Raw genomic sequence first — 25,193 nt, 5'->3', positions numbered from 1 at the left:
GATCTTTGATTATTTACCTTAATATTAAACCTTTATTTAAATAGATTGGATGGTTATTTATGAATAATAAAAATACAAAAAAGATGATATTTTTAAGTCTAATGGTGTCTATTGCCCTGGTAATATATATAATTGAATCACAAATTCCTGTACTTTTTCCTGGAATAAAACTAGGACTTGCAAATATAATATCTCTTGTAACTTTAATTATGGTAGGAGGCAAAGAAGCCCTACTTGTAATGTTTTTAAGGACACTTTTAGGTTCTATGTTTATGGGAAGCATGTCAGCCTTTATGTTTAGCATAGCCGGCGGCATTTTAAGTAATATAGTTATGATAGTTCTCTATACCAAATTTAAAAAATATTTTAGTTTATCTATAGTAAGCTTAATTGGAGCAGTTTTTCATAATATAGGACAACTTCTTGTAGCTTCTTTTATAATTAAAGACTTTAGAATATATATATATCTTCCTGCTCTTTTAGTATCTGCTATAGTAACTGGCTACTTTATAGGACTATGTGCTAAATTCGTAGAAAAAAACTTATCAAAAGTAAATATGTTTAAAGAAATAAAATAAACTTTCAAAGCATATATTTATAGAAAACCTTTCACTTCACTTAAAAATCCTAAATTATTTTCTTAATACGCATATTAGGAAAATGATTTAGGATTTTTAAAATTTATTTAAATAGCTTGTCTAACATATTATTTTTAGGATTTTTTGTTAAATTTCCTATTAAATCTGAGTTACTTATTTAAAAGTATTCTTACTTTTTATTTATTTTAATAACTCATATTTAAAACATCAAATACACCTTTAGCTATAGCATTGGCATATTTAGTTTGATAACTATGAGTATTTAATTTTTTCTCTTCTTCTGGATTACTTAAAAATCCAAGTTCTGTAAGAATTGTTGGGTATTTAGTATGCTTAATAATATATAGATGTGAACCATCATATTTAACTCTATATACATTCCCTAAATCTTCTACTATATGTTTTTGTACAGCTCTTCTTAATTTTTGACCTTCAACGCTTCCAGGAAAATAAAATGTTTCTGTTCCATTAACATCATGATCACCATAAGAATTACAATGTATACTTATAGTATATTTGGCTTTACATTCATTAGATATATCACACCTTTTTCGTAAATCTGGAGCATCATCATATGGAGTTATTTCAGGTATTAGGTCTATATCACTTTTCCTAGTATATACTACATTTATTCCTCTCTCTTCTAATGTATTTCCTAATTTTTTAGCTACTGCTAAATTTATATCTTTCTCTTTAGTACCACTATATCCTATTGCTCCTGAGTCACGACCTCCATGACCTGGATCTATACATATAGTAACTGCTTTTTTAGATCTTGCTTTTACGCTTAATATAAGTTTCACTTTTCCATTATAGCCGCTAACTGTTCCTGAGTAAACATGAGTTCTTACTGTAGAAGTATCTACACTTTTAGAATTCCATGTAACTTGTACTGATTTTTTAGATCCATCATTAAGTACTACTTGTACAGTTTTTGGCAAAGTATACTTATCATCTTTATATACTGTTTTATTTATATCATTTATTGTTTTTATATCTTTAGATGTATCTTCTTTTACTGTGAATTTCATATGTACACTTTGAGATAACTCTTCTTTATCTGTACTCTTTACATTTTGCACATTAATATTATAAGTTTCACCATATTTATAATGATTTACTGGAGTTATTTTTACTATTTTACCCTGGGTAGCTAATTTTACTTCTACCTCTTTTCCCAAAGAATCTGTAACTTTTATATTTTCTTTATTTACTTTACTCTCATCCACATTCCTGTTAAATCTTACATCCCATGAATGATCTACATCAACATTAGTTTTTACCCCTAAATCTTTTGTTATAGACTGTGCATAAACTGTTTTATAAGAAAAAATACACATAAATAACATTAAAAATAATACTACAAAACTTTTTTTTCTTATATTATTACTCAACATAATAATAATACGCCTCCTCTTATAATATACAATATAGTAAACATTCAAATAAATATTATAAAATCAGTAGAATGCTTATACGTTGTAATATATACTTAATGATATCAGAAAATAATGTAAAATTAAATAATTTTAACCAATTTTTTATATAAAAAAGAACCAGTAAAAATCATACTGGCTACTAAATGGTCTATATAAATATTTTCTTTCTATTTTTAAGTTTATTTAATCTATTGAAATTACCTTGAAATCTCCTACCGTTTCTATATATCTATCTTCTATTTGTTTTGATATTGCACCTTCTCCGCCTATAATAAATACATTAGAAGATTGTAAAATATTATCCTTTATAAAATTTTCTGCTTTTAAAGCATCACTTCCTGATAATGCTTGTCCACTTAATATTAATGGAGCACCAGTTTTTGAAGCTGCAGCTGACGCTACTAGTCCATCTGCAAACAAAGTATTCCCTACTGTTCCTGAATATCCTCCAGTAGCTATATAAACATTATTAAAATCTAATCCTTTAGTTTGAAAATATTTTAAAACTGCAATATTTGTAGTAAATCTATTTTTAGCATCATCTCCAGTTGTAATTCTGACTGCACCTATTGAATTTACTACTTTATCAGGTAATATTCCTGAACCCCCTACTGCTAAAACATTCAGATTACGTTCTTTTATTTTACTATTATTTTTTATAACACTTGGAACATTTTCCTTATTCCCAAATAATACTGGATATCTCTTAATAGCTGAAATAGATGCTACAGATAAAGCATCTGCATAACTATCTTGTCCATTTACTAATATTGCAGTATCAGTAGTTGGACTTGACTCTAATATTTTCTCTGCTACCTTTACATTAGTTTCATATCTATCTATACCAGCATAACGCTCTATTATATATCCTTTTAATTTTAAACTATTTTCAATAGTAGAAGATACGACACCTACGCCTCCTACTATGCAGACTTTTTTTGCACCTAATGATTTAATTGTATCTAATACATTAGTCTCAATACTGCCTCTATTATAAGTCAAAAGTATTGGTGCTTGAAACAAATTTGAAAGGGGTGCTGCTGATACTGCATCTGCATATCCATATCCATTAACTAATATAACAGAATCTGATTTTCCAAATATTTCTTTTGATACAGTGTTTGCAGTTTCAATTCTATCACTACCACTTATTCTACTTATTTTAGCAGCTTCTGCTTTTTCAAAGTTTAAACCTAAAGTTACCATAGCTACTAAAACCACAAGACTTATTGCTACAAGTATTTTCTTGTTTTTCAAAAACACTAATATTCCTCCTCATAAACAACTAATAAATTAATATTACTAAGCATTTAAATTAAACTAAATACTAACTCGCATTATCTGTTATGTATTTATATCAATTGACCTTTTACTAATAAAAGCTACATACCTAAAACTTCAAATACACCTTTAGCTATAGCATTAGCATACTTATTTTGATAACTATCAGAATTAAGCTTTCTTTCATCTTCTGGATTACTTAAAAATCCAAGCTCTGTAAGTATTGTTGCTGATGTAGTATGTTTTGCAATATATAGCCATGATCCATCTTTTATTCCTCTATTTGTTGTTCCTAAGTCTTCTACTATATGTTTTTGTACAGCTTCTGCTAATTTTTTTCCTTCAACACTTCCTTCATAATAATATGTTTCTGTTCCATTAGCACTAGATGCACTAAAAGAATTAGCATGTATACTTATAGTATATTTTGCATTGGCTGCATTAGATATATCACACCTTTTTTGTAAATCTGCACTCACATTAAAAGAACTTGTTTTTGGTGCTAAATCTATATCAGTATCTCTAGTATAAATTACATTTATTCCTCTTTGTTTTAATATATTTCCTAGTTTTAAACCTACCTTTAATGTTACATCTTTTTCTTTAACCCCACTATATCCTATAGCTCCTGGATCACGGCCACCATGACCTGGGTCTATGCATATAGTAACCCCTGGATTAGGTTTTTGAGGTTCTTCTTTTACTATAAAGCTCATATGTGCTTTTTGTAATAAACTATTGCCATTTAAATCTTTTACATTCTCTACATTAATATCATAGGTTTCAGAATACTTATAAAAGTTTACTGGAGTTACTTTTACAGTTTTTTCATTAGTAACTAAATTCACAGCTACTTTATTACCTAAAGAATCTGTAACTTTTATATTATCATTATTAACTGTATTTTTATCTGCATCTTTATTAAAAGTTATAGTCCAAGTATAGTTGTTATCAACATTAGTTTTTACTCCTAACTCTTTTGTTACAGAGTCTGCATATACACTTTTATAAAGAAAAATAGACATAAATAGTGTTAAAAATAATATTACAAAACTTTTCTTTTCTACAGTAGTACTTCTAATAACAATCCCCTCCTTCTTTTTATAGTTATAATGCAGTAGGTATTTTAAATACAATAATGCTAGTGAAACCCAAATATAAAATCATAACATAATTAAAATATAGTTTCCTTTATAAATTTATATATATCATTTTCTATATATGGATAAAATGTACTGTAATACCATAAACACTATAGCTTTAATTTTATAATAACAGAAAATAAATTCTCATAGAAGAATTTTGTCGAAATTTGTACATAAAAAAGAACCAATAGGAAATCCTACTGGTTCTTAAATACTTAATTTTATATATCATCTATAAAATTAAACTTTAATTTTTATATTTGATTTTATTATTTAGCAGCTGCTGGATTAATCTTTACTTCTTTTCCATGAGCAACTAATGCATGAGTTGGGCATTTTTTAACACAAGCTAAACATTTAACACATTTATCTTGATCTATTTTTGGTAGATTATTTTCTATAACTATTGCCTCTACTGGACAAGTTCTTACACATAATCTACAAGTCATACATCCAACGGAACATACATCTTTAACTGCTTTTAAAGTATCTCTTGAGTTACATGCAACTCTTACTACTTCTGAAGCTTTCTTTAATTCTATTACGCCTCTTGGACATTCTTTTACACATGCTCCACATCCAACGCATTTAGATTCATCAACTTCTGCAATACCATCTTTTATGTGTAGTGCATCAAATTGACAAGCTTTTACGCAGCTTCCAAGTCCTAAACATCCATTGGCACAAGCTTTTGCTCCGCCACCTGGAAGTACTGATGCCTCTTTACAGTCCATATCTCCGTAGTAATTACCACTTTGTTTTGCGTTGCCGCAAGTTCCTTTACATTTTACATATGCCTTTTCAGGTTCAGTATCTTCTACAGTAACACCCATTATTTCTGCAACTTTGGCTGCTACCTCAGCTCCTCCAACTGAACAACAATTTGGTTTTGCTTCTCCAGATGCTACAGCTTGAGCATAAGCGTCACATCCTGCATATCCACATCCACCACAGTTTGCACCGGGTAATGCTTCTTTTATTAATGGTACTTTAGGGTCTACTTCTACAGCAAACTTTTTAGATGAGTAACCTAAAAGCACACCGAATATAAGACCTAATCCACCTAAACTTAATATAGGATATAATAAATCGTTCATATTCTAATTTACACCTCCTAGTGAAGTAGTCCTTGGAATCCTAAGAAAGCTATTGCCATAAGTCCTGCTGTAATCAATGATATTGGTAATCCTTGCATTGATTTAGGCATTTTGTCACAACCTTCTAATCTTTCTCTTAAACCTGCAAGTAATACTATTGCAAGCATATATCCAAGACCTGAGAAAATTCCAAATACTAATGATTGTAATAAATTATGTTGCTCGTTCATGTTTAATATAACAGCACCTAATATAGCACAGTTAGTTGTTATAAGTGGTAAGAAAATTCCTAGAGCTTTATAAAGGTTTGGACTCTTCTTTTTAATAACCATTTCAACAAATTGAACTAGTGATGCTATAACTAATATAAATGATAAAGTATATAAATATGTTATGTTAAGCGGTACAAGTATCGCATGATATACTATATATGATATAAGTGATGCAAGTGTCATAACGAAAGTAACTGCAAGTCCCATTCCTGTAGCGGTTTCAACCTTTTTTGAAACACCAAGGAAAGAACAGATACCTAAAAATCTTGACAATACGAAGTTATTTACAAACAACGCTGATATAATTAATGCAAATATATTCATCCTTTATTCTCCTTTCTAAGGACATTTCTATTTTAAATCTTTCTCTTGGTTAGTTTTTCTTTAATTTTCTATAATTCATGATAGCCATTAATATTCCAACTGTAAAGAAAGCTCCTGGTGCAAGAATCATTATTATAGCTGGTTGCCAAGTTGTTGGCATTATTTGTGCTCCAAATAGTTGACCTGCTCCTAATAATTCTCTTATAGCACCTATGATTGTTAATGCTACTGCAAAACCTAAACCTTGACCTAATCCATCAAAGATAGATCCTAATGGACCATTTTTAGAAGCATATGCTTCTGCTCTTCCAAGAATCATACAGTTAACAACTATAAGTGGTATAAATATACCAAGTGATTTATATAAAGATGGTACAAAACCTTGCATTAAAAATTGAAGTAATGTAACAAATGATGCTATTATAACTATAAATGAAGGTATACGAACTTTATCTGGTATTACTTTTCTAAGTAATGATACAACTAAGTTGGATCCTATTAAAACAACTGTAGATGCAAGTCCCATACCTATTCCATTTTTAGCACTAGTTGTTACTGCTAAGGTAGGACACATTGCTAATGCTTGAATAAATATGACATTTTCATCAAAAATACCATTCTTAAGTCTTTCTCCTAATTTACTCATTAATTTTGTCCTCCCTTCAATTCAGCTTTATAATAATCTACTGCTTCATTAACACCTTTTGTAACAGCTCTTGAAGTAATTGTTGCACCTGTTATTGCTTGAACTTCGCTTTTATTTGCTGGTGCAGTTTTTACTACTTCAAGTTTTTTATCTGTTGGTTTTCCTTTAAATTGTCCTGAGAATTTAGGTTGTGGTGCATTAGCTCCAAGTCCTGGAGTTTCTGAGTGAGAAAGTATTTTTATTCCTTTAACTTCTCCTTCTTTAGATACTCCAACCATCATTTCTATTTGTCCACCATAACCTTTTGTTAAAACTTTTATAGCGTATCCTGATACATCGCTTGATTTTTTACCTTCATTAACTTCTGTTACATTTCCTTTTGATTTTCCATCCATTATTTCAAATGAATCTGCTTTTGGAAGAACTTCTTTCATAGCTTCACTATTTGTTTTTGCAACTTGTTTTGCAATTGGGTCTTTCGTCACTAGGAAAGCTCCTCCTAAAATTAATCCTGCTACTGCTGTAACTAGAAGTAATTTTAAACCTAATTTTAATGTTTCATTTTTCTCATTTGCCATTACTTCTTCACCTCCCCAAATACTCTTGGAGTAACGTACTTATCTATTAAAGGTACGCATAAGTTCATTAATAATATTGAATAAGAAACACCTTCTGGATATCCACCAAATACACGTATAACTGTTGTTATAAGTCCACAACCCATACCAAAGATAACTTTACCTTTTACAGTCATTGGTGATGTTGTATAATCTGTTGCCATATATAATGCTCCAAGCATTAATCCACCAACAAATATTTCATATCCACCGTTTCTGCCCATTATTGTAGTTAAAACAAGAACTGTACCAATATATGATACTGGTATGTGCCAAGAAATAACACGTCTATATAAAAGATATGCTGCTCCTATAAGTAGTGCAAGAGCTGATGTTTCACCTAAACATCCTCCTATATGTCCTATAAAAGCTGATCCTATACTTGGTAATTGTCCTTCTCCTGCTTTAAGTATTGCAAGAGGAGTTGCAGTTGTAACCCCATCTACTGTCCAAGTTGTCATAGCAACTGGCCAAGATGCAAGTAAAAATGCTCTACCTGCTAATGCTGGGTTTACGATATTTTGTCCAATTCCCCCGAAAAATTGTTTTACTACTATTATTGAAAAGAAACTTCCTATAGCAACCATCCATAGTGGAAATCCTGATGGTACGTTAAAAGCTAATAAAAGTCCTGTTACTACGGCACTTAAATCACCGATAGTTACTTCCCTATGTGTTAGTTTTTGCCATGCATATTCTGCTATTACGCAAGATAATACAGCAGTTATTATAACTAAAAGAGCTTCTAACTTAAAGAAATAAACTGCTGCTATAGTTGCTGGAAGTAATGCAATTATAACATCTCTCATAATTGTTTGAACTGTATCTTTAGAACGAATATGAGGAGATGATGACAATGTATACATTGATTCAGACATTTAAAAGTCACTCCTTATTTCTTATTATTTCTTACTATTTTTTCTTTTTTCAGCTATAACATGTCTTTTAGCTGTTCTTATTGATTGTATTAAATGACGTTTTGCTGGACATGAGAAAGTACAACATCCACATTCTATACAATCTAATCCATGGCTTTCTTCAAAAGCGCCATATTCATGTCTTTTTGCTAGAGAATCTAATGCCGATGGTATTAGATTCATTGGACAGGCAGTAACACATCTTCCACATCTTATACAACTTGATGCTTCTGGTAATACTGCTTGCTCTTTAGTTAAACATAATAAACCTGAAGATCCTTTGACAGATGGAACATCTAATGTTGACATAGTCATTCCCATCATAGGTCCTCCTGCTATAACTTTAACTGGATCTTCTTTAAATCCATCGCAAGCTTCTATTAATTCTTTAAGGTTTGTCCCTAATTTCATTCTAAAGTTTTTAGGATTTTTAACAGCTTCTCCTGTAACTGTAATAACTCTTTCAGTTAAAGGTCTTCCAAGTACTATTGCATTATATATTTCACGTACTGTTGCTGTGTTTTGTACAACACATCCTGCATCTGCTGGTAATTTTCCTGATGGAACTTCACGCTTAGTTATTGCATATATTAATTGTTTTTCTGCACCTTGTGGATACTTAGTTTTTAAAACTTTAACTTCTATATTAGAAATCCCTTTGCAAGCTTCTTTCATTTTTTCTATTGCATCTGGTTTATTGTTTTCTATTCCTATATATCCTTTTGCTTCTGGGAATACTTTTAATACTATTTTTAAACCTTCAACAATTTTATCTGATTCTTCAAGCATTAGTCTGTGGTCACAAGTTAAATATGGTTCACATTCTGCTGCATTTACTATTATAGAATCAATTTTTTTGTCTGGTGGAGGTGAAAGCTTTACATGTGTTGGGAAACAAGCACCACCCATACCAACTATACCGGCATCCTTAATAAGATTTATAATTTCTTCTTTTGAAAGTTCATTGTAGTCTTTTGGTTTAGTAAATTCTATTTCTTCATATTCCCCATCGTTTTCTACAATAACAGCATTTACTTTAGTTCCTGCTGCTGTTAAAACTGGTGCAATATTTTTTACCGTTCCTGAAACACTACTAAATATAGGAGCTGAAACAAAACCTGTAGCTTCCCCTATTTTTTGTCCAACTAATACCCTGTCCCCTTTTTTAACTATTGGATTACAAGGAGCGCCTATATGTTGAGACATAGGAAACACTAAGTTACCTTTTGGTAAATATTCTTCTATAGGCTTTTTTTCTGTAAGGTATTTCCCATGTGGTGGATATATACCTTTTTTAAAAGTTAATAAGTCCATATTAATCCTCCCATCCTTAATTTCTACATGTTTTTACACATGAATTTATTGATAATTTTAGTTCTTTGAAATATAATAAAATAATTTAAAAATTATTAAGCACAAGTAAATTGTATAAAAAAACAAAATAAAAAACTACATTATTCTATTAAAATGCAATTTTTGAGTCGTTTTATGCATACTACTACACTTCATTTATATATAAGTTTATATAGTAATTTATTCTTTTGTATTAAACAACAAATTTCCAGAAAATTTAACTTATTATAATAAATTTTAATTATTTATGCAATAACTATTTTATAGTAATTTATCTATATCTGCAAGTAGCTTTTTACTAAATATCATTACATTTTTTTACATATTTTAAGCTACAAAATATATTATATTATTCATTCACTATTATATGTTTTTTGTAATCGATTTACAAGTCCTACAAGTGCGTTTAATTTATAACATATTCATTTAGTGGTCAATATGATTCTATGATATTTATTGTAATATATTCATAAAATTTACATTTAGTATTATAACTATAAGACTAGTCAAAGAAACAATTGGAATAAATGGTATTGAATCTTGCAATTGTTTCTTCCTTACCATTACGATGATAAGTCCAATAATAGATCCTAAAATACACGATAAAGTTAAAATTAAAAAAGCTTTTTCAAATCCAAACAATAATCCTGTTATCAGGAATATGTCTCCATCCCCAGCACCCATTGCTTTTGTAAAATATGCAATTAAATAGATTAGTCCTCCTACCACAAGTCCTCCTAAAACATATTCTAAAATTTGTTTTCCTGAAATAGCATCAATAATAATATATGAAACCTGAATCATAAATATAATTAAAAAAGGTTTAATATATACTTTTTTGGTATAAAAATCTATAATGCCTGCTGTAATTAAATAACAAATATATGTTATATATTTAACATATTTTAAACAAATACCATATCGTAAATATAATATTACAAAAAGTACCATTGTAATTATTTCTATAAATTTTTTTGGATATTTTTTTTTATTATTTTCATCAATTCTACAAATATATCTATATAATAGAAATCCTATAAAAAATCCTATAAAACTAATAATCATAAATTCCTTAATCATAAATATTCTCTCCTTAAAAAATATTTAAATAAATAACTAAGACACATTCAAATAAATAAAAATGGAATCCTATAGAAAAAATTATCCTAAGGAAATATTAAAAAGTAATTTAGTAAAATATCATATTAAAATATATTATCCCTTTTTATGTAATCTATAAAAAAATTCTAAATTTAAGATATAGCAAAAATTTCATCTCAAATTTAGAATTAGTTATCTATTTAATGTACTTTATAGGATTATTGACTATCTATATATTATTTATTCTTGTTCCTTTTTTACTTTCTTTTTAGTAATAAACACAATAAATAAAATCATTGTTATTAAAGAAAATATTATTCCTGTTGATTGTGCATTTAATATCCATATACCTTTATCATTATTATAAAATTTTAAAAATAAAGTTATTATGACACCTACTATTGCAGATATAAATGCTGAAGTTGTATTTGGTTTTTCAGAAAACAATCCAAATATAAGTGGTACTGTAAGGGATACTGACATTAAAGTATAAAATATTGACAGAGCTGTTACTATATTGGTTAAAAGTAAAGCCATACAAACTCCTAATATTCCTCCAACTATTGTAACTATCCTACTTACCTTTAATAATTTTTTATCTTCAACTTTAGAATTTATAAAAGTTTTATATATATCCTCGCTAAAAGTCGTAGTAAGCATATATAAAACTGCATCTGCCGTACTAACTTCAGCTGCAAATATTGCAGCTAATGCCAATGCAGATATTGAAAAGGGCAATAACTCTTTCATTATTTTAGGAAGTGCTAAATCTGCCTGCATAAGATTTGGATATACTGCAAAAGCACACATTCCTAATATAGTAGGTAAAAAAGCAAATAATATTTGAACTATAGAACACCAAAAGGCTCCTTTTTTAACTGTCTTAACATCTTTTGCTCCATATACTTTTCCTATTAATCCAGGAGATATAAAAAAAGATGGGGTAAGCATTAAAAACCATCCTATTATAGTAGTTATACCGATACCTGTAGGACTAAAGTATTTTGTAGTTTCTATAGCATTTCCTAAATTACTAGCTATCTTCATATGTAATCCATTGAATCCTCCAACTGCTGAAAGAGCATAAGGAAGTGCTATTACAAAACCTAAAACAATTATAACTAATTCTAGTATATTAACTATTGCACTAGATAAAAGTCCTCCTGATGAAAAATATAAAGTTATAACTACAGCTGCTATCAGTATTCCTGTAGTTTTATGTATACCAGAAGTTACATTTAAAATCCAGGCAATTCCCATAAGTTGACCTGAAAACAGAGCTAAAGTTCCTACAATCATCATTATAGATATTGCCCCTTTAAAATATTTAGAATATCTTAAATCTAAATAATCTCCCAAAGTATATAGGTTATATTTCATTGATTTTTCCCATATTTTAGGTCCTATAAAAAATGCTAAAATTAAAGTTCCTATCCCAGACATAAAAATCCAAAAATAAGATGATACTCCAAACTTATATGCTATTCCTGTTATTCCAACAGTAGAACCTGCACCAATGTTTGCTGCTATTAAAGTTGTAAATAACAATTTTGAATTTAATTTTCGTCCTGCTACAAAAAAATCTGAAGAACTCTTTACAAATTTACCAACAATAAAACCAGTAGAAATTAAAATAATTGCAAAAACAATTATACAAATCAAATAAACGTTCATCTCTTAACCCCTTTTATAACAATTAATTTCTTAATCTATAATTTAAAACATATATAATCACAGTATATTATACCAAATAAAAATGTTTTAAGATAAATTTTATATACTCTTATTTATCTTAAAACATTTTTTAGAAGAATTCAGTTGTTATTTACTTTTATATCTAAACCAATAAAAATTTTACATAGAATATAACTTTTTCATCTTTATATTCAGCCCATATTTTACCGTTTTGTGATTCAACTATGTTTTTTGCTATAGCAAGTCCAAGTCCACTACCTCCTGTAGATGTAGACCTTGATTTTTCCAATCTATAAAATCTATCAAACATTTTGTTTAAATCATCTTGTGATATTTCTTTACACTGATTTGATATTGCTACTATAACAAAGCTTTTTTCTTTATATAAATTAATCCCTATTTCTCCTGGTTTTAAACTATACCTTACTGCATTCATAAGTAAATTTTCAAATACTCTCACAGTTTTATCTGGATCAACTTCTACAAATGTTTTATAATCTTCTATTTCTTTTTTTATGGTTACATTATTATCTTCACATATAGGAACTAATTCTTCTGCCAACTGCTCTAATAATTCACCTAAAGAAATAACTTGGTTTTCAAATTGATTTTGATTGTTATCATTGCTATATTTTGTATACTCAAACAAATCATTAATCAAAGTTTTTAGTTTTTCCGATTTATTATAAGATATATTAACATAGTTATATAATTGATCTTCATTTTCATATTTTTTATCTTTTATTAGTCCTAAATATCCCATTATAGATGTAAGCGGTGTTCTTAAATCATGAGATACATTAGTTATAAGCTCATTTTTCGTTTTTTCCGCTTTTCTCTCTTTTTCTATCTTTTCTTTTAGCTCTTTTGCCATGTAATTTATATTGTCTGCTAAAAGAGCTAATTCATCATTTCCTCTTTTTGTAACTTTAAATCCTAAATTACCTTTAGATATTTGTAAAAGTCCACTAGATAACTCTTTTATATATTTCATTTTCCTTTTAGTTAAAAATAAAAATGTTCCGATAAATGTAGTTACAGAAAGTAATGATGCTAAAAAAGATATATCTTTAGTATAATATTGAACTTCTTTTCTTGGTACTCCTTTTATAATTGCATATGCTTTAGTGTCAGAAAAGCTTACAGGATTTATGCTCATATATTCTTTTCTTCCATCACTTGAAGGTGATGAATACTCTATATTATCTTTTAAATCTATATTATTTCTTATTACATCATCTATGTTTATCTCTTCTTCTATAACATTAGAAGATTTAAAAAGAACCTTTCCTTCAAAATCAGCTATCATTATTCTATTAGTAGTATCATCATTATAATAAGAATCTATTATATTTTGTATCCTTTTAACATCTTCTTTTGAATTAAGCTTATCGCTTACTATTCTATCTGAAAGTTCTAAAGATCTTCTATATATTTCCTTTATACCTTTATCATACTTTACTACTGAATATCTTGTAGCACTTGTAAAATATGAATTACTAAAATTATACATGATTATAGTACATAACAAACTTATTCCAAAGACAAACATTAGCTCTAGTATTATACTTTTTTCTATTTTATGTCTACTAAATTCTATTAAATATGATATAGGTCTAAATAAATAAACTATAGGCCTAAACAAGAAAAATGTTTTTTTCTTCTTTTTATGGTGTTTTTTAAATTTATTTATCAACTTTATATCCAACTCCCCAAACAGTTTTTATATATCTTGGGTTCCTAGGATCCTCCTCTATTTTTTCTCTTAATTTTCTTATATGAACCATTACTGTATTATTTGAATCTAAAAATTCTTCTTTCCATACTAATTCATATATTTTTTCTATATTAAAAACTACTCCTCTATTTCTAGCTAAAAGTTCTAATATATCAAATTCTCTTGGTGTAAGTTTTACAATTTTGTCTAAAACTTTAACTTCATGAGTAGCTATATTTATTACTATATCATCTATTCTTATTATATCCTTATTTGATTCATTTTGTGGATTATTGTTTAGTTTTAAATATCTTCTAAGTTGTGATTTCACCCTAGCTAAAAGTTCTAAAGGATTAAATGGTTTTGTAATATAATCATCTGCTCCTGTAGTAAGTCCTATTATTTTATCCATATCTTCACTTTTAGCTGATAACATTATTATAGGCATACTTTCTTCTTCTCTTATTTTCATACAGGCTTCTATTCCGTCCATATTAGGCATCATTACATCTAATATTATTAAATCTATATGGTCTTTTTTTACTATATCTAAAGCTTCTCTTCCATCAGATGCTTTTAATATTTTATATCCTTCATTTTTTAAATAAATCTCTATTAAGTCTCTAATTTCTTTCTCATCATCAACAACGAGGATCTTTTCTTCCGCCATTTTAATATCATCTCCATACTATAATCTACTATATTATAAATTACTTCACCTAAAAGTATAGCAAATGTTAGGTCTAAAATCACATGTTGTTTTATAAATTGAGTGGAAAATATTATAAGCATTCCTACTATTATTACAACAGTCATGTTTATTGAATCTCTAACTTTACTACTATATATTCCTCTCATTACTATATAAGTAGTTATAACATGTATACTTGGAAAAGCATTAAATGGTTTATCTGTCTTATATATAAACATTACAATTTTACTGAACAAATCATTTCCTTGAACCTGTGGTCTTGGAACTGTAGTTTGAAAAAAGAAAAATATTATATAACAAACTATAAGACTTAAAATTAAACTTGTAAGAGATTTATAGTAAGTTTTTCTATCATTAAAACATAAGTATACAAGATACAAAATAACAAAAGGATACCAAGCCATATAAGGTACTGAAAAGGCCTTAATAAAGGGTACCATTGTATCTATCTTTGTTATTATTGTACTTACTCCTCTATTATTGTTATTAAGTAGTGGGTAGACTATGTTTACTATTGGAATTATAAGCATCAAGCTTAAAGGAATTAAATTTTGTTTTAATTTATTGCCCATTATGTTATCACCTCTAAATATATTGTAATTAATTCATCTTAAAAAATTGTTAACATAAACCTTAATAATTTCTTAATATTAAAAGTTACACTATAGTTTGTGCTAAATTTATTTTTATATTTATCTTAAACTCATCAAAATAAAAATTATCCTTACTTCATTATATGGAAATCATAGTTTAGGGTTATTAAAACAAATAATAAGTCAAAGATTAGAAGAATATTTTTTAATGTGTCTAAGTTTTTTTATAAAATTCTAAAAAATTCATAAAACTAGTATCAATTCATTGGTGAAATAAATATTATATAATACCAAAGTATATTTGAGGTGATTTGTATGATATATATACCTGATCAATCCCCTTATAGATATTTTATAAAGGGACTTACTACAAAAGTGCCTCTTCATAATGAATCTTTTGCTACAGCTATAAATTTTGATAATTCAGCCACTACGCCTCCTTTTATATCAGTTATGGATAGTATTATGTCCTTTTCTTCTTGGTACTCCTCAATTCATAGAGGAACTGGATATAAGTCACAGCTATCTTCAAAGATATATGAAGATTCTAGAAAAATTGTTGCTGATTTTGTTGGAGCTGATTTAGAAAAAGATGCAATCATATATGTGAAAAATGCTACAGAGGCTATTAACAAACTATCTTATAGACTAACTGATGATAAGGAAGATTGTGTTATCTTAAGCACTTGGATGGAACATCATTCAAATGATTTACCTTGGAGATTTAAATACAAAACAGATTATGTTGAAATAGATGAATATGGAAGATTACTGATTGATGATCTAGAAAAAAAACTAAAACAATATAATGGAAAAGTTAAATTAGTAACTGTAACTGGAGCTTCTAATGTTACTGGATATATTAATCCTATATATAAAATAGCTTCCTTAGCTCATAAGTATGGTGCTAAAATTTTAGTTGATGGAGCTCAATTTGTTCCTCATTGTCCTATGGATATGAAACCTCATTATTCAAAAGAGCACATTGATTATTTAGCTTTTTCTGCTCATAAAATGTATGCTCCTTTTGGAACTGGCGTTCTTATCGGACCTAAATCTACTTTCCAAAAGGGAATACCTGATTATTGTGGTGGTGGAACTATAAATTCAGTATCAAGAGATTTAGTTCTTTGGGCAAATCCGCCTGAAAAAGATGAAGCAGGAACTCCTAATGTTATGGGAGTACAAGCTTTGGTTACTGCTATAAAAACTATAAATGAACTTGGTATGAAAAATATTGAAAACTATGAAACCTATTTGTTAAAATATACAACTCAAGAAATGGAAAAAATCCCTGGAATAAAATTATACGCTCATGAAATGAATAGAAATACTCCTAGAGTAGCTATAATCCCTTTTAATATTGAAGGAATTCATCATAGCATAACTGCTAAAATATTGTCTGGAGAAAAAGCTATTGCTGTAAGAAATGGTTGTTTTTGTGCTCAACCATATCTTCAAAGATTATTAAATCTTTCAAAAGATAGCATAAGAGAATATTCTAAAGAACCCATAAGCAAAAGACCTGGTGTAGTAAGATTAAGTTTTGGAATGTATAATAACTATAAAGAAATACAAGTCTTACTTTCTTTATTGAAAAATATAGTTAAAAATAAAGAATATTATATAAAAAAATATTCTTAAATCTAAATAAATATATTAAGGATTAGCTTTATTATATAAAACTAATCCTCTATTTTTATATCTATAAGGCACATTTAAATAAATAAGTAAAGAATACACTAGTTTATTTTTATATGCCCAAAGTAAATTCTTCTCTATCTCTTTTAGAAATATTAAAATAAACTAGCATACAGGCTTATTTATTTTTTCAATGTTTTCTACATCTAATTTTAATATTTTAGCTAACAATTTAGCTGTACTTGCTTGAAATGTTAAAGTTATTATTATTGTTGTAAAAGTTACAGATGCTATTATATCTATGTTTTTGATATTCATAGACATAAGCATTCCTATTAAAGCTGCTGGTATTACCCCTGTTTCTCTAATCCACATCATATATACTATTTCTTTAAAATTCCACTTAGCTTTTCTATCAAGTGTAATAGAAATGAATGCAGATATTGGTCTTGAAATAAATATTAATACACTTACTAATAGTAAATCTTGGCTCCAATATTTTAATAAAATACTAAAATCTATATGGGTTCCTAATAAAACAAATATCATCATTCTAAGTATAACTGTAAGTACTTCTTTGAATCTAAGATGTGTTATCTTATTTTCTTCATGTATTTTACAATTTATAAAATGTTTGTTTCCACAAACCATTCCCACTATAAAAACAGCCATAAATCCACTAAATCCTAACTTTTCAGATAGTAAGTATGCAGTTATAACTGAAGCTATTGCAAGCTCTGAAGGATATTCATTTAAAAATCCTATTCTCCCTTGAGATATAAGCTTTGTTGATACATATCCAGCTAATAATCCTACTACAATTCCTCCTATAGAAGACTTTAATAAATTAAATATGCTATTTCCTAAAGAAAATGTTCCTCCTGATATTATACCTAAAATTGTAAAAGTAATTATAGCTCCTGCTACATCATTAAAAGCTGATTCTGATATTATAGTTTGTTTTAATTTATTGCTTATTTTCATGTCTTTAAAAAGCGGTATCAAAACCGAAGGATCTGTTGATGCTATTATTACTCCTAAAAGTAATGCGTATATTAATTCTATGTTAAATATTTTATAAGCAAAATAGCCTGTAATCAAAGTAGATAAAAATACTCCTACTGTTGCTAAAAGTATTACTGTAAATTTAACTTTATTAAATACCTTTAAATCTACTTCTCTTCCCCCATCATAAAGTATATATGCTGCACCAAAAGTTAAAATAAGTTGATTTCCTACTGGGTACTTGTCTATATCTACTATATTTAAAACATGAGGTCCTAATATAATTCCTGCTAATATAAATAACACTACATCTGGTAAGTTAACTTTTCTACTTAATTTTCCAAAAACTGCTCCTGCTAACATAACTATTGCTATTAATTGTAATATCTGTTCTGAGGCTAATGTGGTAGCTGTTTCCATTATATCATCTCCATATATAGGGCACATCGAAATGCCAAATTTAAATTAAATTATAATTACATTATTATGTTATACCATAATTTAATTAAAAATTTCAAGATATTTTATCATAAAAATTTCTATTTTTTCTATTTTATTGTCGTATTATTAACATTGATGTAGTATTCATTTCTTACTGTGTTATTATAAAAAAAGATATAACCTAAACTTAAATATAATATATTAAAGTTTAGGTTATATCTTTATATGATATATTAAACCACTTAAATCCAATTTTATTTTAAATTAATATAGCTTACAAGCTCTATTATTTTCACATTTAATCTGTTATGTTATGCATTATAGACCTAATTTATCAGAAATATCTGTCATAGCTTTTAAAGATAATTCTGCAAAATCTCTAAATGGTATTTCTAACTTTTCTACAGATTTCATAGCCTCTCTATTGGCTCCTGCTGCAAACCTTTTCTCTTTCATTCTCTTTGTTACAGATTTAACTTTTACACTAGAAATTTTTTTATCTGGGTACACCAATGTTATAGCTGTAATAAAACCAGTTATTGGGTCAGCTGCATATATTGCTCTATCCATTTTGTTTTTTATCTCTGTTTTTGTATCTTGGTTATGTGCAAGTATTGCATGATACATATTTTCGTTTCCATAGTTTTCTTCTTTTAATATTTCTATAGTTTTTGGCCCATGAAGTTCTGGATGATTATGATAATCTACTTTATCCGCATCCAAATCATGTAATAATCCTGATATAGCCCATTCTTCTTCATTTTCAGGATCTAGCTTTTTAGCTAAAGCTCTCATTACTGCCTCTACTGCATAGGAATGTTTTATTAAATGCTCTGATTCTAAATTTTTTAACATAAGTTCTTCTGCTCTTTTTCTATCTAACATATGTATTCCCCTTTCTATACCCTTGTAATTAATCTACTAAAATAATTCATCCTTTATTTTATATAGATTAAAAGTCATTTTATTAACCATTATATTATTAATTCTAAAAATTTCAAGTATATTTTGAATATTAAAATATATCTAACTAGATAATTTTCTAAATCTATTTTTAAAAACTAAATATATTAGTATACAATCTATTATCCATTGAAATGCTGTAATCCACCACACATAAGTTACTGGATATTTCAATTTACAAATAAAATAATATATTAAAGGAACTCTTATAAACCAACTAGAAATTAAAGTTACAAAACAGGGACTCTTTGTATCTCCCATTCCATCTAAGCCTGCTTCATATATAGTCGATATAGCTATGAAAGGCTGCTCTATAGCTGCTATAGCAAGGCATAGGCCGGATATAAATACTACTTGCTTTTCTCCTTTATTTACAAATAAACTTACTAGTACATTAGGCATAAAAATAAAAATAATAGAAAATATTAAAGATATAGCTAAAGCACATAGATTACAAGCTTTAACAGAATTTCTAGCCTTTTTATAATTTCTCTCACCAAATCTCATTCCTACTATAGCTGTAGTTGCAACTCCAAAAGCCATACTAGGAACTAAAGCTATAGATTCTACAGTATTTGCAATTTCATCTGAAGCAAAAGCAATACTTCCTCCTGTCATTATCATAAATCCAGTTACAAGCTTACTTACACTATATAGGCCTTCTTCTATGGCTGCTGGAACAAATAATGCTAATATTTCCTTAGCTCTATTAATATTAAATAAAATCATATGCTTTATTCTAAATCTAATTTTAGATTTTAATATTATGTAAGAGAAAGCTCCTAAAAATCCTATACTTTGAGATAATACTGATGCTATAGCCGCTCCTATTATTCCGTATTCTTTAAATCCATATCCAAATATAAGCATAAAATCTAAAGCTATCTTTAAACTGCTTATTACTATAGATATTATAAAAGGAGTTTTTGTATTGCCATACCCTCTTAAAACTGAATTAATAATTTCTGTATTCATCTTAAAAAATACTGCTATACAAGTAATCTTTATAAATTTTATTCCTACCTGTAATATTTCTTTTCTAGCTCCTGCTGTATACAATATTGTTCTAGCAAATTTAAACATTATTAAACATATTATTAATGCAACCAAATCACTTAAAAAAAATCCACAGGTTGCATACTGTTCAGCTTTATTATAATCTCTACTACCAACACTTCTTGCAACTAAAGATGTAACAGATACAGAAAAACCTACAGAAACAAATATATTACAGCTTGTATATATAACGCTATTACTTAATCCCACAGCACTTAAAGCTTTATTTCCTCCATAATTTCCTATCATCATAAGGTCAAAAACAGACATGAATGTATATAAAGTCATTTCTGATATAACTGGAATAGAAACATTTAAAACCTGCTCAAAAATATTATTTTTTTTCATAATAAACCTCTTAGGCATATTCAAATAAATAATAAGTATGGTATTTATTTTCATATACCTTATTTATTTTTATTTCATAAAATTACATGGAATTTTTATTCTTTTATAAGGGAACTACTAAAATATCTAATATTTTATATAAATGGGTTCAAATAAATAATCTTTAACTATCACTTTTTAACTATCATATGAAAAGATCACTCTTTATAGAACTTACTATTTTTAATAAAGATATAAGTCCTATATAAAAATATAACTTTTACTATAAACACATTTATTAGCTTAAAATTAAAAACACTTTAAATAGATTCATTTAAATTTTATAAAAAAATTATTAAACTAGGTGATATTATGAAAAATAACTGTAGCAAACATAAATATAAATTATATTTATGTATAATAATATTGTTAATACTTGTTAATTCTATATTTACTTTAAAATTAGTATTTAATTATAGACACAAAAAAAATTCTAAGAAGTTTAAACCAGCTTTTAACACAACTTTAAAATCAAATAAAGATAAAAATAAAAAATATGTGTATTTAACTTTTGATGATGGTCCTACATATGTAGTAACAGATCAAATTTTAGATGTTCTAAAAAAGAATAATGTTAAAGCAACCTTCTTTATTGTAGGAAAAGAAATACCTGAAAAAGAACATATTCTAACTAGAATCCATGAAGAAGGTCACAGTATAGGACTTCATACTTATTCTCACGATGCAAAAAAAATTTATTCAAACAAAGAAAATTTCATAAAAGAAATGACTAAAACTCAAAAAAAAATAGAAGACCTTTTAGGATTTAAAAGCAAAATTATAAGATGCCCTTGGGGAATTCATAATATCTATAATAAATTAGGCAGTTCATTAATAAATGAAATCCACAAAAATGACCTCAAAATATATGATTGGAATTGTAGTTTAGAAGATGGCCTAAATCCAAATTTGTCTACTAAAAGATTATTTGATAATTCTAAAATAGTAAAAGAAGGATATACTAACAATGTTATAATACTAGCTCATTGTAATTTTAATAATAAAAACACTGTAAAAGTCCTCCCTAAAATAATAAAATATTATAAAAATTTAGGATATGAATTTAAACCTATAACAGAATCAACCCCTGAATATTATATAGAATCTAAATGTAATAAAAACTTAAATTTTAAAAACTAATTTTCTCTAAAATACTAGTAAAAATAAAAACTTATGTTGAGTATATTTAAAATACTCTACATAAGTTTTATTTTTCTACAACATTACTTATCTTACTTTTTTTATACATATACATCCCTATTATAGTTGTTACTATAATAAGTATTATTGGTACCATTATTTTAAAGTTAAAAGAATGAGTAACATTTTCCCCTATATATGAATAACACATTGTTTCAGGAATAACTCCAAGAAGAGATCCTACTGCAAAATCTTTATATTTCATTTTAGTAAGTCCTGAGGCATAACTTATTGGGTCATAAGGAAATATAGGTGGAAATCTCAATAAAAATATTATCTTAAATCCGTTTTTTTCTATATTTTTACCAAGCTTTACTGCTTTATCTTTAAGTAAATTTTCTACAAAGGACTTCCCAAGCACTCTACTTAATACGAAAGCTACAGATCCAGATAACCAAAAACCTAACATGTTACATATAAAGCCTTTTACAGGGCCTAAAAGCACCCCTCCTACTAATGAAAACACAGAGGAAGGAAGTATTAATATTAATGGTTTTAATGCATATATCACTAAGAATATAATAGCAGCATATTCACCTTTACTTCTTAAAAAGTGAGTTAGATTTTTTATATTTATATGCTTTATGTGATGCCAATGTTTACCTATAAAAATGCATACAAAACTTATAAGAGTTAGTAAAACTATAAGTTTTATTAAATCCTTTTTATTTTTCATATCTTACCTCTCATTTATATACATATTAATAAATCATTATTTAATATATACCCTACCTTTTTTCAATACATATAACAAAAGGAGGATTATTAACTTGATTCACAAAACAAGTCTTAAATACATTATATTCTTTTTGGTTCAAATTTTCTACAAATTTCTCTAAAACAATTTTTTCCTTTTTTCCATTTTCATGGCCATAATATACTACCATTATTATTATGCCTTTATCTTTCAACAAATCTATACATTTTTTTAAAGATTTTAATGTAGTCTCTGGTTTAGTTGTAATGTCATGGTCTGAACCTGGCAAATATCCTAAATTAAACATAAAAAGATCAACTTTATTTTTTATGTATTTATCTATATTTTCATGACCATCTTTTATTAAATTAACTCTATCTAACATATTATTTTCTTTTAATTTTTTATAAGTTTTATCTACAGCTTTTTCTTGTACATCAAAAGCAAATACTTCCCCTTCTTTTCCTACTAAATTTGATAAATATAAGGTATCATTTCCTTTTCCCATTGTACAATCTACGGCTATACTTCCTTCTGAAAGTTTTGTAGCACATATTTTTCTTGCTATACTAACTCCATTATTAAAACATTCATCTAACATTTAATATCATCCTTACTAAATTACCTATTTATTTAAATTTATTATAAAAATATATTTTTATAATTATTATGCTATAATATATATTCATTCTATTTAGATTTATTTTTCAATTCCTTTAATATAGAAGTACTTCCTAATTTTTTTACTGTTTTTAGCCATTTATCTGTGTAGTAATCTCCTGTAGCCCATTCTGCCATTATTACTTTCCCTTTATTATTTGGAATCTTATAAACAGGGTTACTAGATAATTTATTTTGTTCAATAGAATAAATATATATATTATGGGGAGATAGTATAACAGCTAACTCTTGATTTGGAGATGTATATGCATCCTCTGCATCAGGCACTTTTGACTTTATACTGTTCCACGATACATTTAATTTATCATAATTAACCAGTTCCTTAGGAACATTCATAGCTATATTAAAATCTTTATATTTATCTATTTCTTTCACATTATGTAATCTTCCTTGTAATATCCAATGAGCATTTGTTCTAGCTAAGAAAAAGTTTCGTTCGTTTGGATATTCTTCTAGATTTTTGATATCATCTTTATTAGCAGAAGATAAATATCTTTGTGCAGAGGATAGAAAATTTTTATCCCCGTTTTCATTATCTATATCTGATATTTTTATTCCTGTATCATTATATACATTATCTATAGGTAATACTTTTAAATTATGAAGTTTTCCATTAGGTTTGCCATCAAAATATTCGTTGTTCTCAGTACATATATACTCATTACCTATAAATAATATCTCTTTATAAATTTCAGAGTTTTTCATTAAATTCTTTGGATTAATGCCTTTATCTTTTGATTTATTATTATTCTTTAATACAGGATAGCTATATATGTTATCTTTATTTTCATTTCTCTTTACTTCTACTTTCCAAAAACCATCTTTTCTAGGAACTAATAAATTTTGTATTTTATCTATTACATCTATCTTTCCATTTTTAGAAGATATAAAAATAGTTTTATACTCTTTTTCTGGTTGACGTGAATCTTTATTATTTTCAGATTTTGCTAAATCATTTTTGATTCCTAAAAGAAAAACAGTATTAATTTCTTTATCACTGCTATTCTTTTTATAAGTACTTTTACTGTGCTTTTCTATATTTTTTAAATTTATATTAAAATCATCATTTACTTTTTCTAATTGAAAAACAACATTGTTTAATGTAGCTAACAAAGTATCTTCATTAATCATTATTATTTCATGGAAAAATTTATCCTCAGAAGATATAGATATAATATCTACATCTTGATTAGGGTTCTTAAATTTAGAATAAATATTGTTATCAAATTTATTTATAAGGTAATTTTTCAAATTAGCTTTTTTTATCTTGTATTTAGGATTTTTGCAGATTTCATCTGAAATAACTGCATTTTCATAACTAAATCCAGCTTCTTTTCCTATCAAACTTTTAGGATTAAATTTATCTTCTTTATCTTCACTATGGTTGTCATATTTTATACTTTTAATCTTCCATGTTCCTTTTATTATAATGGAAGTATTATTAGGTGAAATAATATTTTCACCTTTAGAATCTTGAAATTTCATACATCCTTGAAGAAAAAATGTTGATATAAATATTAGCAAAAGAAAAAATTTTCTTTTTTTCATAATAGCTCTCCTTATAATATTTAAATATCAGGCATCTTCAAATAATTAACTCCTCACTATGCTAAT

Annotated in this window: 23 protein-coding genes; 3 read left to right on the top strand and 20 right to left on the bottom strand. The window is 27.0% G+C overall.

Translation table 11 applies throughout. From position 1 onward, the window contains the following. Positions 1-59: 59 nt before the first annotated feature. On the top strand, positions 60-578 hold the full coding sequence (locus ABDZ71_RS15335; RefSeq protein ID WP_343762913.1) for a Gx transporter family protein: 519 nt from the start codon (positions 60-62) through the stop codon (positions 576-578). 206 nt (positions 579-784) lie between these two features. Here the strand turns inward: ABDZ71_RS15335 and ABDZ71_RS15330 are convergent, their stop codons facing one another. The 14 genes from ABDZ71_RS15330 to ABDZ71_RS15265 form a co-directional block, all read right to left on the bottom strand. Then, positions 785-1,996, bottom strand: a complete 1,212-nt coding sequence (locus tag ABDZ71_RS15330) for an N-acetylmuramoyl-L-alanine amidase (protein WP_343762911.1) — start codon at positions 1,994-1,996, stop codon at positions 785-787. A gap of 225 nt (positions 1,997-2,221) precedes the next feature. After that, complete coding sequence (locus ABDZ71_RS15325) at positions 2,222-3,301, bottom strand: cell wall-binding repeat-containing protein (protein WP_343762909.1); 1,080 nt, start codon at positions 3,299-3,301, stop codon at positions 2,222-2,224. Between the two features lie 119 nt (positions 3,302-3,420). Continuing rightward, a complete protein-coding gene (locus ABDZ71_RS15320; RefSeq protein ID WP_343762906.1) occupies positions 3,421-4,455 on the bottom strand; it encodes an N-acetylmuramoyl-L-alanine amidase in 1,035 nt (344 codons plus the stop codon). 278 nt (positions 4,456-4,733) lie between these two features. After that, a complete protein-coding gene (gene rnfB, locus ABDZ71_RS15315) occupies positions 4,734-5,561 on the bottom strand; it encodes an RnfABCDGE type electron transport complex subunit B (protein WP_343762905.1) in 828 nt (275 codons plus the stop codon). Between the two features lie 17 nt (positions 5,562-5,578). Then, on the bottom strand, positions 5,579-6,157 hold the full coding sequence (rsxA, locus tag ABDZ71_RS15310; protein ID WP_343762903.1) for an electron transport complex subunit RsxA: 579 nt from the start codon (positions 6,155-6,157) through the stop codon (positions 5,579-5,581). A gap of 49 nt (positions 6,158-6,206) precedes the next feature. Next, positions 6,207-6,803 carry an electron transport complex subunit RsxE gene (gene rsxE / locus ABDZ71_RS15305; protein ID WP_343762901.1) on the bottom strand — a complete coding sequence of 199 codons (597 nt, stop codon included), beginning with the start codon at positions 6,801-6,803 and terminating at the stop codon, positions 6,207-6,209. Then, positions 6,803-7,381 (bottom strand): RnfABCDGE type electron transport complex subunit G, encoded by a 579-nt coding sequence (locus tag ABDZ71_RS15300; protein WP_343762899.1) that lies wholly within the window; start codon positions 7,379-7,381, stop codon positions 6,803-6,805. Before ABDZ71_RS15300 ends, rsxE begins: the two co-directional genes overlap by 1 nt. Further along, the gene (locus tag ABDZ71_RS15295; RefSeq protein WP_343762897.1) at positions 7,381-8,298 is read right to left on the bottom strand and encodes an RnfABCDGE type electron transport complex subunit D; all 918 of its coding nucleotides are present in this window, start codon (positions 8,296-8,298) and stop codon (positions 7,381-7,383) included. The genes ABDZ71_RS15300 and ABDZ71_RS15295 overlap by 1 nt, the downstream gene beginning before the upstream one ends. Before the next feature lie 24 nt (positions 8,299-8,322). After that, on the bottom strand, positions 8,323-9,651 hold the full coding sequence (gene rsxC, locus ABDZ71_RS15290) for an electron transport complex subunit RsxC (protein WP_343762895.1): 1,329 nt from the start codon (positions 9,649-9,651) through the stop codon (positions 8,323-8,325). 492 nt (positions 9,652-10,143) lie between these two features. Continuing rightward, the gene (locus tag ABDZ71_RS15285; protein WP_343762893.1) at positions 10,144-10,770 is read right to left on the bottom strand and encodes a prepilin peptidase; all 627 of its coding nucleotides are present in this window, start codon (positions 10,768-10,770) and stop codon (positions 10,144-10,146) included. Between the two features lie 261 nt (positions 10,771-11,031). Beyond that, the gene (locus tag ABDZ71_RS15280) at positions 11,032-12,465 is read right to left on the bottom strand and encodes a sodium:solute symporter family protein (protein WP_343762891.1); all 1,434 of its coding nucleotides are present in this window, start codon (positions 12,463-12,465) and stop codon (positions 11,032-11,034) included. A 163-nt stretch (positions 12,466-12,628) separates the two neighbouring features. After that, a complete protein-coding gene (locus ABDZ71_RS15275) occupies positions 12,629-14,182 on the bottom strand; it encodes an ATP-binding protein (protein WP_343762890.1) in 1,554 nt (517 codons plus the stop codon). After that, positions 14,172-14,873: a response regulator transcription factor gene (locus tag ABDZ71_RS15270; RefSeq protein WP_343762888.1), complete on the bottom strand. Its 702-nt coding sequence runs from the start codon at positions 14,871-14,873 to the stop codon at positions 14,172-14,174. The genes ABDZ71_RS15275 and ABDZ71_RS15270 overlap by 11 nt, the downstream gene beginning before the upstream one ends. Continuing rightward, the gene (locus tag ABDZ71_RS15265; RefSeq protein WP_343762887.1) at positions 14,819-15,487 is read right to left on the bottom strand and encodes a phosphatase PAP2 family protein; all 669 of its coding nucleotides are present in this window, start codon (positions 15,485-15,487) and stop codon (positions 14,819-14,821) included. The genes ABDZ71_RS15270 and ABDZ71_RS15265 overlap by 55 nt, the downstream gene beginning before the upstream one ends. A 339-nt stretch (positions 15,488-15,826) precedes the next feature. Between ABDZ71_RS15265 and ABDZ71_RS15260 the strand changes: the two genes are divergently transcribed. Further along, complete coding sequence (locus ABDZ71_RS15260) at positions 15,827-17,152, top strand: aminotransferase class V-fold PLP-dependent enzyme (RefSeq protein ID WP_343763027.1); 1,326 nt, start codon at positions 15,827-15,829, stop codon at positions 17,150-17,152. Positions 17,153-17,314: 162 nt separating this feature from the next. Here the strand turns inward: ABDZ71_RS15260 and ABDZ71_RS15255 are convergent, their stop codons facing one another. From ABDZ71_RS15255 to ABDZ71_RS15245, 3 genes are all read right to left on the bottom strand, one after another. Beyond that, entirely contained in the window at positions 17,315-18,574 is a 1,260-nt protein-coding gene (locus ABDZ71_RS15255; protein WP_343762885.1) for a cation:proton antiporter, read from the bottom strand. Positions 18,575-18,913: 339 nt separating this feature from the next. Next, positions 18,914-19,480 (bottom strand): HD domain-containing protein, encoded by a 567-nt coding sequence (locus ABDZ71_RS15250; protein WP_343762884.1) that lies wholly within the window; start codon positions 19,478-19,480, stop codon positions 18,914-18,916. 141 nt (positions 19,481-19,621) lie between these two features. Further along, positions 19,622-20,962, bottom strand: coding sequence for an MATE family efflux transporter (locus tag ABDZ71_RS15245; RefSeq protein ID WP_343762883.1), 1,341 nt, complete (start codon positions 20,960-20,962; stop codon positions 19,622-19,624). A gap of 351 nt (positions 20,963-21,313) precedes the next feature. Between ABDZ71_RS15245 and ABDZ71_RS15240 the strand changes: the two genes are divergently transcribed. Then, on the top strand, positions 21,314-22,141 hold the full coding sequence (locus ABDZ71_RS15240) for a polysaccharide deacetylase family protein (protein WP_343762880.1): 828 nt from the start codon (positions 21,314-21,316) through the stop codon (positions 22,139-22,141). A 67-nt stretch (positions 22,142-22,208) separates the two neighbouring features. Here the strand turns inward: ABDZ71_RS15240 and ABDZ71_RS15235 are convergent, their stop codons facing one another. The 3 genes from ABDZ71_RS15235 to ABDZ71_RS15225 all read right to left on the bottom strand — a co-directional run bounded on the left by ABDZ71_RS15235 (position 22,209) and on the right by ABDZ71_RS15225 (position 25,127). Further along, on the bottom strand, positions 22,209-22,877 hold the full coding sequence (locus ABDZ71_RS15235; protein WP_343762878.1) for a TVP38/TMEM64 family protein: 669 nt from the start codon (positions 22,875-22,877) through the stop codon (positions 22,209-22,211). A gap of 52 nt (positions 22,878-22,929) precedes the next feature. Beyond that, positions 22,930-23,499, bottom strand: a complete 570-nt coding sequence (gene mnmM, locus ABDZ71_RS15230) for a tRNA 5-(aminomethyl)-2-thiouridylate-methyltransferase MnmM (RefSeq protein WP_343762876.1) — start codon at positions 23,497-23,499, stop codon at positions 22,930-22,932. Positions 23,500-23,588: 89 nt separating this feature from the next. Continuing rightward, positions 23,589-25,127, bottom strand: coding sequence for a hypothetical protein (locus ABDZ71_RS15225; protein ID WP_343762874.1), 1,539 nt, complete (start codon positions 25,125-25,127; stop codon positions 23,589-23,591). Between the last annotated feature and the right edge of the window lie 66 nt (positions 25,128-25,193).

This window comes from Clostridium oceanicum (assembly GCF_039521385.1).
In the GTDB taxonomy this organism is placed as follows: Bacteria; Bacillota; Clostridia; order Clostridiales; family Clostridiaceae; genus Clostridium_F; species Clostridium_F oceanicum.
The sequence above is the reverse complement of the archived record's forward strand: the minus strand, read 5'-3'. Positions and strand labels throughout refer to the sequence as shown.

Bases quoted from the DNA above. Each gene is read 5' to 3' on its own strand.
- ABDZ71_RS15300 (WP_343762899.1), bottom strand. From the start codon at position 7,381: ATGGCAAATGAGAAAAATGAAACATTAAAATTAGGTTTAAAATTACTT.
- rsxC (WP_343762895.1), bottom strand. From the start codon at position 9,651: ATGGACTTATTAACTTTTAAAAAAGGTATATATCCACCACATGGGAAA.
- rsxE (WP_343762901.1), bottom strand. From the start codon at position 6,803: ATGAGTAAATTAGGAGAAAGACTTAAGAATGGTATTTTTGATGAAAAT.
- ABDZ71_RS15245 (WP_343762883.1), bottom strand. From the start codon at position 20,962: ATGAAAAAAAATAATATTTTTGAGCAGGTTTTAAATGTTTCTATTCCA.
- rsxA (WP_343762903.1), bottom strand. From the start codon at position 6,157: ATGAATATATTTGCATTAATTATATCAGCGTTGTTTGTAAATAACTTC.
- ABDZ71_RS15255 (WP_343762885.1), bottom strand. From the start codon at position 18,574: ATGGAAACAGCTACCACATTAGCCTCAGAACAGATATTACAATTAATA.
- mnmM (WP_343762876.1), bottom strand. From the start codon at position 23,499: ATGTTAGATGAATGTTTTAATAATGGAGTTAGTATAGCAAGAAAAATA.
- ABDZ71_RS15280 (WP_343762891.1), bottom strand. From the start codon at position 12,465: ATGAACGTTTATTTGATTTGTATAATTGTTTTTGCAATTATTTTAATT.
- ABDZ71_RS15250 (WP_343762884.1), bottom strand. From the start codon at position 19,480: ATGTTAGATAGAAAAAGAGCAGAAGAACTTATGTTAAAAAATTTAGAA.
- ABDZ71_RS15295 (WP_343762897.1), bottom strand. From the start codon at position 8,298: ATGTCTGAATCAATGTATACATTGTCATCATCTCCTCATATTCGTTCT.
- ABDZ71_RS15265 (WP_343762887.1), bottom strand. From the start codon at position 15,487: ATGGGCAATAAATTAAAACAAAATTTAATTCCTTTAAGCTTGATGCTT.
- ABDZ71_RS15270 (WP_343762888.1), bottom strand. From the start codon at position 14,873: ATGGCGGAAGAAAAGATCCTCGTTGTTGATGATGAGAAAGAAATTAGA.
- ABDZ71_RS15225 (WP_343762874.1), bottom strand. From the start codon at position 25,127: ATGAAAAAAAGAAAATTTTTTCTTTTGCTAATATTTATATCAACATTT.
- ABDZ71_RS15285 (WP_343762893.1), bottom strand. From the start codon at position 10,770: ATGATTAAGGAATTTATGATTATTAGTTTTATAGGATTTTTTATAGGA.
- ABDZ71_RS15335 (WP_343762913.1), top strand. From the start codon at position 60: ATGAATAATAAAAATACAAAAAAGATGATATTTTTAAGTCTAATGGTG.
- rnfB (WP_343762905.1), bottom strand. From the start codon at position 5,561: ATGAACGATTTATTATATCCTATATTAAGTTTAGGTGGATTAGGTCTT.
- ABDZ71_RS15240 (WP_343762880.1), top strand. From the start codon at position 21,314: ATGAAAAATAACTGTAGCAAACATAAATATAAATTATATTTATGTATA.
- ABDZ71_RS15330 (WP_343762911.1), bottom strand. From the start codon at position 1,996: ATGTTGAGTAATAATATAAGAAAAAAAAGTTTTGTAGTATTATTTTTA.
- ABDZ71_RS15235 (WP_343762878.1), bottom strand. From the start codon at position 22,877: ATGAAAAATAAAAAGGATTTAATAAAACTTATAGTTTTACTAACTCTT.